Origin of the sequence: Asticcacaulis sp. (assembly GCF_020217185.1) — a bacterium.
GTDB lineage: Bacteria > Pseudomonadota > Alphaproteobacteria > Caulobacterales > Caulobacteraceae > Asticcacaulis.
In genome coordinates this window covers 1-15,208 of sequence record NZ_JAIWNX010000186.1, presented here as the reverse complement: position 1 = coordinate 15,208, position 15,208 = coordinate 1, and the positions used below count along the sequence as shown (strand labels likewise).

At 60.5% G+C, this 15,208-nt stretch carries 10 protein-coding genes; 5 read left to right on the top strand and 5 right to left on the bottom strand.

The features are described from left to right. Nucleotides 1–153: 153 nt before the first annotated feature. The 3 genes from LDL37_RS09235 to LDL37_RS09225 all read right to left on the bottom strand — a co-directional run bounded on the left by LDL37_RS09235 (nucleotide 154) and on the right by LDL37_RS09225 (nucleotide 7,076). The gene (locus LDL37_RS09235; protein WP_290797115.1) at nucleotides 154–1,767 is read right to left on the bottom strand and encodes an MFS transporter; all 1,614 of its coding nucleotides are present in this window, start codon (nucleotides 1,765–1,767) and stop codon (nucleotides 154–156) included. Nucleotides 1,768–1,923: 156 nt separating this feature from the next. Further along, nucleotides 1,924–3,120, bottom strand: coding sequence for a glycoside hydrolase family 88 protein (locus LDL37_RS09230; protein WP_232037047.1), 1,197 nt, complete (start codon nucleotides 3,118–3,120; stop codon nucleotides 1,924–1,926). Nucleotides 3,121–3,152: 32 nt separating this feature from the next. Beyond that, nucleotides 3,153–7,076, bottom strand: a complete 3,924-nt coding sequence (locus tag LDL37_RS09225) for a beta-galactosidase (RefSeq protein ID WP_290797110.1) — start codon at nucleotides 7,074–7,076, stop codon at nucleotides 3,153–3,155. A gap of 324 nt (nucleotides 7,077–7,400) precedes the next feature. On the opposite strand from LDL37_RS09225, the gene LDL37_RS09220 reads away from it, so the two are divergent. The 3 genes from LDL37_RS09220 (at nucleotide 7,401) to LDL37_RS09210 (ending at nucleotide 10,232) form a co-directional block, all read left to right on the top strand. Continuing rightward, nucleotides 7,401–8,645, top strand: a complete 1,245-nt coding sequence (locus LDL37_RS09220; RefSeq protein ID WP_290797107.1) for a rhamnogalacturonan acetylesterase — start codon at nucleotides 7,401–7,403, stop codon at nucleotides 8,643–8,645. A gap of 5 nt (nucleotides 8,646–8,650) precedes the next feature. Then, nucleotides 8,651–8,968 carry an L-rhamnose mutarotase gene (gene rhaM / locus LDL37_RS09215; RefSeq protein WP_290797104.1) on the top strand — a complete coding sequence of 106 codons (318 nt, stop codon included), beginning with the start codon at nucleotides 8,651–8,653 and terminating at the stop codon, nucleotides 8,966–8,968. A gap of 127 nt (nucleotides 8,969–9,095) precedes the next feature. Beyond that, nucleotides 9,096–10,232 carry an ATP-binding protein gene (locus LDL37_RS09210; RefSeq protein WP_290797102.1) on the top strand — a complete coding sequence of 379 codons (1,137 nt, stop codon included), beginning with the start codon at nucleotides 9,096–9,098 and terminating at the stop codon, nucleotides 10,230–10,232. A gap of 5 nt (nucleotides 10,233–10,237) precedes the next feature. On the opposite strand, the gene LDL37_RS09205 is transcribed toward LDL37_RS09210, so the two are convergent. Continuing rightward, a complete protein-coding gene (locus LDL37_RS09205) occupies nucleotides 10,238–11,086 on the bottom strand; it encodes a DeoR/GlpR family DNA-binding transcription regulator (protein ID WP_290797099.1) in 849 nt (282 codons plus the stop codon). A 138-nt stretch (nucleotides 11,087–11,224) separates the two neighbouring features. Beyond that, on the bottom strand, nucleotides 11,225–12,742 hold the full coding sequence (locus LDL37_RS09200) for an FGGY family carbohydrate kinase (protein ID WP_290797096.1): 1,518 nt from the start codon (nucleotides 12,740–12,742) through the stop codon (nucleotides 11,225–11,227). Between the two features lie 458 nt (nucleotides 12,743–13,200). Here LDL37_RS09200 and rhaI point away from each other — a divergent pair, with 458 nt between their 5' ends. Further along, entirely contained in the window at nucleotides 13,201–14,517 is a 1,317-nt protein-coding gene (gene rhaI, locus LDL37_RS09195; RefSeq protein WP_290797093.1) for an L-rhamnose catabolism isomerase, read from the top strand. A gap of 40 nt (nucleotides 14,518–14,557) precedes the next feature. After that, a partial coding sequence (locus LDL37_RS09190; RefSeq protein WP_290797091.1) for a DUF1961 family protein occupies nucleotides 14,558–15,208 on the top strand: 651 nt, incomplete at its 3' end.

Here is a 15,208-nt window from a genome sequence, read left to right as displayed (position 1 = left end):
AGCCCCTCGCCGGGCGGTGGCTTCGCCACCTTGGCCGCCGCCTCAATGGCGGCTTGAGCGGAATGATTCCAGTAGAAATCATTCCGCTCTAAACACCGACTACCGGAAACGAAAAACCCCCGCTTGATTGAAGCGGGGGTTTTGTTTTGTGGCTTAGCGCTTGTAGCGGCCCCAAAGTTTTTCAAACTTGAAGCCGGTCAGGTTTTCAACCACACGACGGCTTTCCTCCGATTCCGGCTCGGTTTCCCCGGCGCGCAGACGCTCCACTTCGTGGACGAGGATGCCGTGGGATGTGACGTTCAGGCCAAAGCGCCACGAAATGATCATACCCAGCACCATCACGACGATCGGACCGGCGATCAGGACCAGCACAATCGTATGGATGGCTTCCGGAGACTGCTGGATGACAACGGACGAATCCTTTGGTGCCGCCAGATAGCCACCCTGATTGATGATCCAGCCGGTCGCCACGATGGCCGCAGACTGCGCCACCTTACGCACCAGAGTCATGACACCGGCGAAGATGCCTTCGCGGCGCTGACCGGTCACGGCCTCGTCAATGTCAGGCAGATAGTTATAGACCGACCACGGCACAAAGTTCAGCGTGCCGCGACCCAGACCCGCCAGAATGATCGGCACGATCAGCCAGAAGGCGACGCCGAAATTGGAATGGCTGAAGGCCGCAAACAGATTGCCATTCAGGCCTCCGAGGCCCGCCGCAATACCCGCGGGCTGGGTGAAGTAGAAGGCGAGGAACAGCAACAGCGCGGCGCCCACAAAGCTGATGGCGATGCGATAGGCCAGGGTCGGCCCCGTCTTGATCACCACCTGAATGGCGATCATCACCGAGACGAGCTGCGCAATGTACATCAGCGTCATCATACCCGAAATCAGCGTCGTGGTTTCGCCCTTGCTCAGCGTCGCCCCGGCCGCCAGAACGGTCGCCACAAACAGTGGGAAGGCAGTGTTGAAGATGTCCTGCGACAGGTATCCGCCCAGATAGATCGACAGGTGCTGACGAAAGGCGCGCAGTTTCAGCGTCGAGAACAGGTCGCGGAACATGTTGACCGGGATCATCAGCGCGGCGGCGGCATTGAAGGGTTGCGGCTGGATAAGCTTTTCATCTTCCGTGTACGGACGCTCCCACGAGAAGACAACCACCAGAATCACCACCAGCGAGAACAGCAGACCAAAAATGGTCGCCATGATCAGGAAGGTGTCTGGCGAATCCTTGCCCCCAAAATTGTCGATAATGAAGGTCGGCAGGTAGGAGGCGAGGATCGCAGACGACTGCGCAATGATCATGCGCGCGCCGGCGAACTTGGCTTTTTCCTTGTAATCCTTGGTCATTTCCGCGGCGAGCGTTTCCCACGGAATGAGGAACATGGTGTAGAGGAGTTCGAAGAAGATGAAGACGGAAAGATAGTACCAGAAGGTCTGTCCGGTCACGAACAACAGCGCGAAGGACGGCAGCAAGGGTATGGTGATCAGCAGGAAGATCTTGCGCCGGCCGATTTTACGACCCACCCAGGTATGGCGCAGATTGTCGGAGATATAGCCGATCAGCGGGCAGGTAATGGCTTCGAGCAGGCGCGGCAGGCCAAGGATAAACCCGGCATCAATGGCGCTCAGACCGCAGAAATTGGTGAAGAAATAAAACAGCCAGCCGGTGATGACGGCCTGAGCCCCGGCACCGAGCATATCGCCCGATCCCCAACCCCAGTAGTTGATCCAGCTTGGCTTACGCACCTGAGCCACTTCGGCCATATCGTTTCACTCCCAAAATCCGCCTCCCTTGCATAGCGGGGGAGGTATCGCCGTCTTGACGGCGACTGAAGGGGCTGATCATGCCGACCTAAACCCCACCGTCTTTTTTTGGCTCGCACCAAAAAATCCACTTCCCCTGAACCGGGGAGGTGCGTGTTAAATAAAGCGGTACAGGAACTCGCCCATGGTCAGCAGCGCCATGGCCTGACCAAACGGCATCGAGGTCAGCGGGATGTCCTTATATTCCTGAATGGAGTTGAACACCGGCGTGCCAAACGACACCTGGGTCAGTTCACCCGCGCTGTTGATATGGGCGCGCACGGCCTTGGCGGCCTTGATGCCAATGGCTTCATACTCACGCGAGATATAGCCCTTACGCACGGCCTTCAGGATACCATAGGCGAAACCCGCCGAGGCCGCGGCCTCTTCGTAGGAGGTTTCATCGTCAAGGATGGTGCGCCACAGGCCCGATGGGGCCTGAACTTTCGCAAGGGCTTTGACCTGTGCCTCCAGCGTCTCGATCAGGAACATACGGAAGGCGTCGTCCTTCGGCAGATTTAGAAGCTCGATAAATTCCGGGATGACAATGGTGACCCACGAATTGCCACGCCCCCACAGGGCGTTGGCGAAGTTGTGGCGACCATCAAAGGTCCAGCCGTGGAACCACAGGCCGGTCTTACGGTCGGTCAGGTACTTGATATGGATCAGGAACTGACGCTTGGCCTCTTCGACATAGTGCGGACGATTGAGCAGCAGGCCGATCTTGGCCAGCGGCACGACCGACATCATCAGCGTGTCATCCCACAGTTGCTGGTTATTGACGCTGTTATAGACGATGTGCTGGAAGCCACCTTCTTCCGTACGCGGAAGATCGTTATAGACCCACTCCGCCCACACATCGAGATAGGGCAGATAGCGGCGGTCGCCGGTGCGCTCAAACAGGTAGGCCAGCGTCAGGAAGGGCGCGACCGTATTGATATTACGCGACGGCGAGCCTTCCTTGAACCGGTCCTCGAACCAGTTGATCATGATGTCCCAGGCTTTTTTATCGCCGGTCATCTCCCAGACCTTGTACATGCCGTAAAGGCCGATGCCTTGCGTCCACTCAAAGCCATGCCAGGCCTTGGTGTCGATCACGCGACCATCGGTCAGGCGCAGCAGAAACTCACCCGACGTGTCCTCAATGTGGATCAGATTGTCGATCAACAGGTCGATGGCCCGGCGGTAATCGTCACGATCGGCATCCAGCGCCGCCGACTGATGTTGCAGCAGCGGATGGATGTTGAACGGATCGGTCGGGGTGAGGACCTGATTGTTCGTATTGACGGGCTTTTTGAGGATCTGAGCGGTCATGAGAGAGGGACTTCTTGGGAGGGAAGGTACTGTTAGCGTTGCAGTTTATTGGGTGCGGGCATGATGTCGAGGGGGACACTGGTGCGCGCGGTACGCAGGTTAACCAGTTGCACGGGCTCCAGCGCGTTTTCCGGCTTGCCATCGGTGGTGACGGCCAGAGCGATGGTGTTATCGCCATTGGGGTTTAGGATACCCGGCGGGATGACAAAGGTGCGCTGAGGGCCGATGTGGGCGATAAACTGCCCCATATTCCAGCCGTTGACGAAGATCAGCACACGGTTTTCACGGTCCGAGCGCGGCTGCGTCGTATCGCCGAAGCTGAGGCCAAGCTGCACATCGTGCCCCTTGGGCAGGTCGAGCCTGAACTGCGTGCGCAGCCAGTAGGTGCCCGGCGCGGGAGGCGCAGCAGTCTGACTTGCGCTCTCCCAAACGTCATTCTGGGTCGCGCAGCTCTGTCCCAAAACCGCGTCACACTTTTGGGGCTGCGCGAGCTTGCCCGGCAGATACCAGCCTTCGCGCTCACCATAGAGGCCGCCATTGTTCAGAGGACCGCGGACGAGGTCGGCGATCTGTTCGCCGCCTTTATTGCCCTGAATGCGCCATTCGATCGGCACCGCAAAACGGCGACCGGCGCGCGTGGTCAGCGATGCGGCGATCAGGCCGCGCGCTTCGCGGTGGGCGTCATCGGCCATCAGGTCCCAGTTGTGCGAATTGTTGCGCACCATGACCGAAATGACGTGCTCACCGGGCGTCAGCTTGTCGAGCTTGAACTTCACGCTGTCGGTGGTTTCGGGGAACTGACGGCCCGTATCGTGTTCGTGCTGGCCAATATATTTGCCATCGACCCACACCTGAATCATGCCGGCCCCGCCCGCGCCGTAGAACAGCTCAAGCTGATCCGCCGTCTGATCGGTAATCTTCACGCGCCCGCGATACCAGACATCGCCGTGGTGGAAACCGTAATCGCTCATGCTGAGCGTTGGCTGACCGCGTTCGGTGGTCGTCCAGGTCTGGGCCGCCGTCGGGCGGTTATCGGCCTTGACCCACTGGCTGTCGTCAAAGCCCGGTTGCGCTTCTGGGCTGTCCATGCGGCGCGTCCACGCCACCTGCGCGAGGTCCGGCAAGGTCACCTTTTCCGGACGCGGCAGGGGCTGGGTGCTGAACAGGCTGCCGTCGTTTTGCGCCGTGACGGCGACCGGTTCGCCATTGAAGGTGACGCTTTCAACCGACTTCGGTCCCCAGATCGTCAGGGCCGATTCCGTCATGGTGTCGCCCAGCAGGTCGAGCTTGCCGCCTGAAAGCCTGGCTTCGCGTACCAGAGCCGCCGTCATTTGCAGCACCGGGCCTTCCGCCGTCTCCTGACGCCAGAAATTGAAACTGGTCGGCTCATCGGCGATCAGCAGCAGCAGCGGCGCACGGCCACCCCCGGTGATGCGCAGACGGATCAGGCCACTATGCGTATAGCTGATCTTCAGATCGCCAGTTTTGGCATCGAACTTCGTCGTCGCCTGACCCGACAGAAGCTCGACCTTCGGCGCTTGCGAGAAGCGCAGGACGGTTTCGCCCGCCTCCCCGACACGGCCATGCAGCAGCGCGATGTCCTGTTCACCAGTCTGGAAATGCGTCTGGATTTCCGAGTTGGAATAGACGAGATGCTGACGCTCCATCGCGTAGGACGCCAGCAGCATCTTGGCGTCCTGACCATTGACGCGCACCGGGATGGTATAGGTGCCGTCCTTGGTCGTCAGCTCAAACGTGGCACTGTCGTCGGTCAGGGCATCGGACGGGTTATGAACCGCAAACAGGATGTGGGTCTTCAGCGTCGGATTGATGTTGTGATAGACCTTGATCTTATCGTTCGAGGGCTTGAGCACCGGGCCCTTGTCCATTTCGGCCAGCACCTGTTCCGCCGCCTGAACGAACATGCCCTGCTGCTTCAGCGCATAGGCCTTTTCACGCAGGCCCCGGTCTTCGGAAATGGCCGCGCCATAGTCGTAGGAGGTGTAGACAACCGGCCCGGCCAGCCAGCCCCACGAAGTGCCGCCAAACGTCATATAGACGTTGTGGATGGTGATGCGGTTGATCAGGTTGGTGCCGTAGAAGACGCGCTGATAGCCCTTGCCCTGACGCTTGGCCGTACACTCATAGGTGCCGTTCGAGCCCCAGTAATCGAACCAGCCGCCGCCCAGCTCGGCTGCAAAACCGGGCGTTTTGGGCGAAGACAGCGAGCCGATGCGCGGCGGCGTCGTGCCATAGATGCCCCAGTCGGGCGCCTTGTTGGGACCGGACGGATCAGCATGAACATTACAGGTGCCGCCCGGATAGCCGTCAAAGGCATAGATGTCCGTCGGCCCCGGATTGGCCCACGGCGCGGTTGAATCCTTCGGCGTCCAGTCGGGCAGACGCCCGGCTGCATTATGGAAGAAGGGCACGCTGATGCCGTCGGCGCGCGCCTTTTTGGCCAGATGCTCCATCTGACGCACGTGCTTGGGCTCGACCTTGCCCAGCTCGTTTTCGAGCTGATAAGCGATGACATTGCCGGTGCCGTTGGTGATCTGATGCCGCGCAATGATGGCGTTGATCTGCGTCATCCACTCATCGGTGGCGGCCAGAAACAGCGGGTCATCGGTGCGGGCTTCGGCGCGCTGACGCAACAGCCAGCCGGGGAAGCCCCCGCCGGTCAGTTCGGCATTCACATAGGGGCCGGTGCGGGCAATGACGTACATGCCCTCTTCTTCGGCGATTTCGATGGCGCGTTCGACATTGCGGATGCCGGTAAAATCATAAACGCCCGGTGCCGGCGAGTGGTAGCCCCAGTTGAAATAGAAGGCGACGCCGTTGAAGCCCGACGCTTTCATCTTTTGCAGCACGTCGCGCCACAGGGACGGATTGGGCAGGCGGAAGGGGTGCACTTCGCCCGACCACACCATGATGCGCTTGCCATCGACCATCAGGGAGTGTTCGTCCCAGGTGACTTTTTTCGGCGGGTTTTTAGGCTTGGTGGCTTCGGCCAGAGCCTTCGGGTCTTCGGACAGGACGGTGAAGTGACGCACCACGCCCGACACGCCGCCGATTTCCTTCTTCGGCGTCCAGGTTTTGAAATTATCGTGGCTGTCGGAATACCAGTAGCGCTTGGTGATATAGTCGTCGAAATAGATGCGCCACCCGCCATCAGGAAGCTTCACCAGCGCCTGACCTTCGCGCCAGTCGCCCCACCCGGCCCAGTCACCCTTTTTCTCGATTTTCCACGGGCCGTAGAGCGATTTGGCCGTGGCCAGTTCGATGAATTTGGTCGTCTCGTTCTTGACGAAGGCGGTGTAGCCCTTGTCGGTGGCCACCACAAAGGTGTCGATATAGTTGCCTTGCAGGCCCTGCATCGGCTTGGGCGCCGACCATTGCGAGAAATCAGAGTTGGGCTCGATCACATAGGCCCCGAACGGCCCCTTGGTGCCGCCCTTAGACAGGGACACGACGACCTTCAGGCTGCCGTCCTTGTCGCGGAACCATTCGGGTGCCCAGGTATTGGTGACGCCCGGCAGGTCGATCTTGACCTCGCGCACCAGCTCCCAGCTTTTCAGGTCTTTCGAGCGGGTGATCCCGAAATCCGAGCCGTCCCAGTTGGTGGTATAGACGACGTAATAATAGCCGTCCGTATGGCGGATGATCGACGGGTCGCGCAGCAAACCCTTTTGCGGCGTATAGACCTCAGAGCCCAGCGTCCTGAACGTTACGCCATCGGCGGAGGTGAACAGGCTGAGGGTATTTTGTGAGGTGGCCATAAAGGCCGACATCAGGAAGACGTTTTGCGCTTTGGCGGCGTCACTGGCGGCCTGCGCCTGCTTTTGCGCATCGGAGCCCTGCGGAATCCCCAGTTCCTGTGCCGTCGCGCCAAAGGCCAGCAGGGCACCGGCGGCGGCGATCAGACCGATTTGCGACACACGCGAAAGAGCTGCCATGCGGAAAAGCTTCCGGCGCAGCGGTTTCTGGTTGGGCATCGGGGGTCCTCTTTTTGGGGTTCCTCTGAGACAGCGCCGTGGCCGGGATCTTCAGATCGGCGGGTCTTGGACGCCCGCGCAGCGACGGCCAGCGGCGGCTGGTGCGTTAAGATGACATTGACGACGGGCCATATCAATGAAAAAATATCACAAACGAGCACATAAAGGCCAATTATGATCAGAAAAAACGCCATTATGATCAAAAGCAATCAGGGAAATGAGACTCGCACGCGGCTGCGCGCCCTTGTTCTGACTCTGGCCCTAAGTTTAGGCGGAACATCCGTCATGGCCCAGATCGCCGCTTCGGAGGCCTCCGTGACGCCCCTGCCCCAGCGCTTCCTGCTCGACCCCGCCCTGAAAGCCGATGCGACGGCTGTGCGGGTGACCCCCGACATGACCTATGACGCAACCCGCGGCTATGGCTTTACCAATACACGCGACGGCAACGAAATGGCGCTGGCCGTGAAGGCCGTCCCCGGTGATTACCGTGTGCGCGTGACTCTGGGCACGAAAAAGGCGGACAGCCGCACCTCGATCTGGGCCGAAGACCGGCGGCTGATGCTGGCCCCGGTGGTGCTGAAAAAGGGGGAGACGAAGACGGTCGAATTTATCGTCAATGTACGCGACGCCGCGGTCGTCACCTCCGAACAGGACGCCAAGGGCAAGGTGCCGCGCGTCGGTCTGCGCGGCGATGAAGACATCGGCCGCACCTGGGACGATAAGCTGACGGTCGCGTTTTCAGGCCCCTCACCCGCCGTGCAAAGCGTTGAGATCACCCCTATCAAGGCGCGGCGTATTCTGATTGCCGGGGATTCGACCGTCACCGATCAGGCCGGCACCGACTACGCTTCCTGGGGGCAGATGCTACCGCGCTTTCTGGCCAGCGACGTCTCCGTCGCCAATCACGCGCGCTCCGGCGAGACGATGAAGTCGTTCGTCACCTCCCTGCGCTGGGACAAGCTTCTGAGCGATCTGCGCGCGGGCGATGTGGTGCTGATACAGTTCGGCCATAATGACCAGAAGAAGCAATGGCCGCGCACCTATGTCGATGCCGAACACTCATATCCCGCCTGGCTGAAGGCCTTTGCAACGGACGCGCAGACGCGCGGGGCGAAGGTGGTGCTGATTTCGCCGGTGTCGCGTCGCTCGTTTGAAAACGGCAAGATCACCAATACGCTGGCGGGCTATGACGACGCGGTGCGCAAGGTGGCGGCCGAGTTGAACGTGCCGTTTATCGACCTGACCGCGAAGACGAAGACGCTCTATGAGGCGCTGGGGCCTGAGATTAGTCCGCTGGCCTTTGGCAACAACGGTCAGGACAAGACCCATCACAATGCCTACGGCGCCTATCAGATCGCCAATTACGTGGCGCAGGTGATCACCGCTCCGCAGAGCGGGCTGGGCCTCAAGGCCGCGCCCGATTTCACCGCCTTCGATCCGGCCCATCCCGCCGATCCGAAGCACTATGACCTCACCCCCGCCGACTGGCCCGTCATGCGCGAGGCCCCGGCAAAGATTTCAGGGAACTAAACCTCATGACCCAGATTCACGCCTTCAAAATGCAGCTCAAGCCGGGCTTTGAGGCCGAATACCAGAAGCGCCACGATGAAATCTGGCCGGAACTGTCCGACCTTTTGCACGAGGCCGGGGTATCGGACTATTCGATCTTCCTCGACCCGGAAACCCTGACCCTGTTTGGCGTCCTGCGCCGTACAGACGATCACACCATGGCCGACCTGCCCGCCCATCCGGTGATGAAAAAATGGTGGGCCTATATGGCCGACATCATGGACTCAAACCCCGACAATTCGCCGGTGGCCAAGGATTTGAAGCCGGTTTTTTATATGGCGTAACAAACGATTGGCGGAGCGCGCCGCCAACATCCTTGTAAATTTACCGATAGATGGTAAATTTACAAGGATGATTACACGCCACTTACAGTCAACGCTCATAACTCTCCTTGCCGAATATCCGGCGGTCGTGCTGTTAGGCCCGCGTCAGATCGGTAAGACGACGCTGGCCGTCAATCTGGGCGACGAACTGAACGGCATCTATCGTGACCTTGAACGACCGCGCGATCTGGATCAGGTGCGCGATATCGAGTTGTTTCAGGCGCAGTATCCGGAACGGCTCCTTATTCTCGATGAGGTCCAGCGCGCGCCGGAGATTTTCGCCCCCTTGCGCGGCGTTATTGATCGCCGTCGCCGCGACGGCCAGCGCAGCGGACAATTCCTGTTCCTCGGCTCGGCCTCCCTAGAGTTGCTGGGTCAGACCAGCGAAAGTCTGGCCGGGCGCATGGCCTATGCCGAGCTTTCAGGCATTAACGCGCTTGAACTCGCCTCAGCCGCCGCGCAAGATCTAAATCCGCTGTGGGTACGCGGCGGTTATCCGGACAGCCTGACCGCTCGCAGCGAAGCGATAAGTCTGAAATGGCGGCTCGATCTTATTCGCACCTATCTGGAGCGCGACGTGCCGCAATTTGGGTTTCGCGTGCCCGCCGAAACCCTTCGCCGCTTCTGGACCATGCTGGCTCACCATCAGGGCGGCCTGTTTAACGCCTCAAGCCTTGGCGAAGGGCTGGGCCTGAGTGGACAGACCGTATCGCGCTATCTCGACATACTGGTGGATCTGCTGCTGGTGCGCCGCCTTGAGCCCTGGTACGCAAATATCGGCAAGCGGCTGGTCAAATCCCCCAAGGTCTATATCCGCGACAGCGGCTTGCTGCACGCTCTGCTGGCTATCGAAGACACCGACAGCCTTCTGAGCCATCCGGTTATTGGAGCAAGCTGGGAAGGGTTTGTCGTCGAAAACCTGCTCAGTTGCCTGTCGGCATCACTGTGGCAGCCCTACTTCTACCGCACGCAGGCCGGAGCCGAAATCGACCTCGTGCTGGTCAGGGCGGGCAAGCCTGAGGTCGCCATTGAAGTTAAACGCGCCTCAGCGCCGAAGGCGCAAAGAGGCTTTCATCAGGCCTGCGACGATCTGGGCATAACCCATCGCTACATCGTCTATCCGGGCGACGAGGCCTACCGCCTTAGCACGAGCGATATCTGGGTGACGCCTTTGACGACGCTGATGTCAACCCTAAGGGACCGTAGAGGTCTGTCCTTTGGATAAAGGCCTCAGACGACTTCCGAGGCCTTGCGGTCTTCGGCGGTGACCTGGGCGATGCGCACCTCGATACCGGCGTGTTCCAGCCATTCGCGCGCGGCGTCGCTCAGCCCTTCATCGGTAATCACCACGTCAATCGCCGTCAGCGGGCACACCGACAGCGAGGCCGGGGCGTCGATTTTGGAGGAATCGGCCAGAACGATCACCTGATCGGCGCGCTCCATCAGACGGCGCTCGGACTGCACCAGCAGGGTGTCCGACTGCATCAGGCCGTTGCGCGTCAGGGCCTGACAACCAATGAACATCTTGGCCGCCGAGAAGTTCTGCAACATGCCATCCTCATACGGGTTGAGGATGATGCGCTGTTCGCGGAACAGTTCGCCGCCCGGCAGGGTGACCTTCACCTTTGAACGATCGAGCAGACATTGCAGGATGGGAATGGAGGTGGTGAGCACATGATAGGGCTCATTGGCCATCATATTGGCCATGGTGTAGGTGGTCGAGCCGCCGTCGATAATCATCGAAATGCCGGGCTTCAGGAAGTCGAGCGCGGCGCGGGCAATGGCGCGTTTGACCGGCGCATTGACGATGGTCGAGGCCAGAAAGCTCGATTGCCCGATCAGGCTGTCGGTCTGAAACTCCGGCGTCTTGGGTTCGGCCTTGGCCGTGAAGTGCTTGCCTTCAATGCGCATGGCCCCGCCGCGCACGCGCAGCAGATGCCCCAGTTCGTGCAACTCATTGAGGTCGCGGCGGATCGTCGCCGGTGACACGCCCAGACGCGCCGTCAGCTCATCGACCGAGGTCACGCGGTCCGGATTGAGTTCGTCGATGATCAGCTTCCAGCGATCCTGAAGGTGCATATGGCCCGCCCTGCGTTTCTGTGTAACGACCCTTATACGCGCGGCCGGTCCCGGCCCTACGCGATTGATGATCGAATGTGATTGATTCTTATAGGGCGCATTCCACATGGTGGGAAGCACCTTTTTTGGGTAGGGGCTTCAATCGTTTTCCATCGCCTTTAACCAGGCGGCGCGGTAGGCACGTATGGCCTCAACGCCCTGCGGTTCGACGGGCTTATAGGCCGGCACCGGCGGCACATGATCGCTGAAAAAGGCCATGGCCCCGGCGCCGCGCGTCACCCCGGACGAGGTTTCGCAGACGAGTACGGGGGCGTCGCGCATGGCGGCCAGAAGGGTGCAGAAGGCGGCATTATGCGCCGCCGGGCCTTCGATCAGCAGGGGCCGATCCGCGGGCGCGATCATATCAAGCGAGGTCACCGCGATAAGAGCCACATAGATCAGGCCCAGTGCGGCGCGCGTTTGCGGCGTATCGGTTTCAAGCCCGACGATTTCGCCGCGCCGTCCGGGAAAGGGCCCGCCGGCATCAACGAAGCTCGGCAAGGCCATGGCCCCTGAGCCGATCACCTCAAGAACCGTGTCGAGCGTCACCGGCACATCGACATGACCATTGGTGATCAGCTCCAAAGCCCGCCCGCCCATAAAGCGCGCACAGGGCACCGCACGGCCATAGACGTCGATATTGACGAGGCAGTCGCGATCCGGCCGCAGGCTGTCCGACACGGCGGCGGGCGCAATACCGGGGGCCATGGCAACATACCAGGTGCCGGTCGTCAGTATGACCGGTAATACCGCCGCCTCATCGTGCTGATGGCGCGCAATGACCAGCGCCAGAGCGGCGTTGGAATCGTGCAGCCCCACATGCACCTGACAGTCGGGGCTTAAGCCCACGGCCTCGGCGATTTCGGGGCGCAACGGCCCGGCCTTTTCCCACGCCGATCGTAGCGGCGCAAAGCGTTCTGCCCAGCCCTCAGAAACTGCCAGACTGGAGAAGGTGCCCTGTGTCGGGTTCCACAGGTCGGTGTGACAACCCAGTGATGTGACCTCCGAGCACAGTACGCCCGACAGCCGCCACGTCCAGTACTGTGCGTAGGAGAGGATATAACGCACACGCTCAAAGAATTTGGGGTCGCGCCGCGCGTGCCAGAAGATTTGCGCCCCCAGATTCAGCCCGTTGGGCAGAAGCGGCGACAGGGTTTCCTCAAAGGCCGGGCGCACCCGCTGATAGGCGCGTTCATAGGGCAGCGGGATCGAGGCTTCGTAGTCCTGAATGGGTTGCAGCAACTGCTCATCGGCGCTGAGGAAGGCGCAACCGGCCCCGTGCGCGACGGGGATGATGCGCTCGATGCGGTAGCGCTGCGACAGGCGCTTCAGCTCGCTCAGGCACCACGCAAACAGGGTATCGACATCGAAGGCCGCATAGAGCCGCGTATGCAGGTGCGGCGTCTTGAACGTCGTACGGCTGAGGATCTGGCCTTCGGCGTCGATGACGCTCAGCTTGGCATTGGTTTTGCCGACATCAAAGACCACGCAGACGCCCTCGCCCGTCACGGCGGCGCGCGTATGGCCCCCGGAGACTCCCGTCATCGCGTAACCGTCCGCCGACGGAACCGTCTCCGTCACGGGGCTTACCGACACGTCTCTCAGGCTATTGCGCACCCTTCACTCCCGACCTCAGCCGCTCTTTCGTGAGCGAACGGGAGCCCAATACCGGCTTTCCCGTCCATTGCCGATCATTATTGATCGAAAATTAGCAACAGAGATTGTTTTCCGCCGCTATTTCCGTTAGTCTCCCACCCTATAAGAAAAGCGCGTCTGCGCCCACAAAAAACAGGTTGAGGGGTTGTTTCCCCGCGCTCTCATATATGGCGTGGCGTGCGCGCCACATCCAGACCGTTCTCCAGATCAGGATGCTTCCGATGGAAACATCCTGATCTGGATTTGATCCTGGCCCCTCGCCGGGCGGTGGCTTCGCCACCTTGGCCGCCGCCGCAATGGCGGCTTGAGCGGAATGATTTCGAAAGAAACCATTCCACTTTGAACAGTCTGTTGATTTGACTCTGTCCGTCTTTTAACCCTATCTGGAGGCCCATGTGCTGAAGGAATGGACACCCCGAATGGGCTATGTCGCCGTCAAAAAGACCCAGTCGGCCCTGCCGCAGGACATTATTGATCGGGAGAATGCGCGGCTGATGGCGGCGCATATGGCCGATTATGAAGCTCTGGGCGTCAGATTGGCGCGCGTGGGGGTCGATATCGAGCACGTGGTCGATCGCCTGATGACGCTTGAGGTCGGCATCCCGAGCTGGGGCATGGTGTCGGGCGGTACGCGCTTTGCCCGCTTCCCCATGCCGGGTGAGCCCACCAATATTCTGGAAAAGATCGAAGACTGCGCTGCCGTGCATCAGGTGTCGGGCCTGACGCCGCGCATCTCACTGCATTTTCCGTGGGACAAGGCCAACGATATCGACGAGGTGCGCGACTTTGCCCACGCCTACGGGATGGGCTTTGACGCGGTCAATTCCAACACCTTTCAGGATCAGCCGGGGCAGCGGCTGTCCTATAAGTACGGCTCGCTGACCCATTCAGATCCCGCCACCCGTGCGCAGGCCATCGAGCACAATCTCGAATGTATCGAGATCGGCGACCGGCTGGGCGCCAAGGCCCTGACCGTGTGGATCGGCGACGGCTCGAACTTTGCCGGTCAGAACGAGTTTGCCGACACACTGGAGCGCTATCTGGAGAGCATGAAGGCGATCTATGCCGCCCTGCCGCACGACTGGCGGCTGTTTATCGAGCACAAGCTCTATGAGCCGGCCTTCTACGCAACCGTCATTCAGGACTGGGGAACCTCCATCCTCTGTGCGCAGACGCTGGGCCCCAAGGCGCAGTGTCTGGTCGATCTCGGCCACCACGCGCCGACGGTGAATATCGAGCTGATCGTGGCGCGGCTGGCGCAGTTCGGCAAGCTGGGCGGCTTCCACTTCAACGACTCCAAATACGGCGACGATGACCTCGACGCCGGGTCGCTCAACCCCTTCCAGCTCTTCCTGATCTTCAACGAACTGGTCTATGCCGAAACGCGCGCCAAGGGGCAGTTCAATCCGGCCTATATGATGGATCAGTCGCACAACGTGACCGACCCTATTGAGAGCCTGCTCAATTCGGCGCGCGCCATTGCCGGGGCCTATGTCAAGGCGCTGATCGTTGATCGCAAGGCACTGAAAGAGCATCAGGCCAATAACGACGTGATGATGGCCCACCATTGCCTGCGTATGGCCTATGAGACGGATGTGCGCCCGGCTCTGGCCATGGCGCGTCTGCGTAAGGGCGGGGCCATTGACCCCATGCTGGCCTTCCGCGCCACCGGCTACCGCGCCGAAAAAGCCAAGGTACGCAAAACCCGCGCGGCGCACGGCGGCGGAATCGTCTGATTCGCGCGTATAATCGGCACAACCCTTTCAGAGATTTCGCATGAGCCTTTCGCGTCGTCAGTGGCTGGCCTCCGGTCTGGCCGCCTCAGCCTCTTCCTCGCTTCTGGCCCCTTCGCTGTTTGCGGCCGAGGCGGGTGAGCTGATCTATGCCAATCCGCTGAAGGCCGCTACCGATGTGGCAAAGTTCAAAATGGAAGGCGATGCCAAGGTCGATTTCCCCAATGGCCGCATGCAGTTGAGCGCGCTGCGTGATGCCGCCGAAGGACAGGCCTCGAACTTTGTCTTTTGGTGCCCGGAAATCTTTCCTGATCATGTCGAGATCAGCTGGAACTTCTGGCCGCTGAAAGAGCCCGGCCTGTGCATCCTGTTTTTTGCCGCCGGCGGGGTGAATGGCGAGCATATTCTTTCGCCCAAGCTGAAAGCCCGCGCCGGCATCTACGACCAATATACCAAGAGCGACGTCAAGGCCTTGCAGATCTCCTATTTCCGCCGCCGCTGGGAGGAGGAACGCGCCTTCCACCTGGCCAATCTGCGCTACGCACCGGGCTTTGAGATGCTGGCGCAGGGGGCGGACCCCCTCCCCGATGTCGAAGATGCCCGCCCGCCTTACCGCATCAAAATCCGCAAGTCGGAGGCCAGTGTGGCCTTCACCATCAACGACCTGCCCGTCGTCAACTGGACCGGGGCCGCG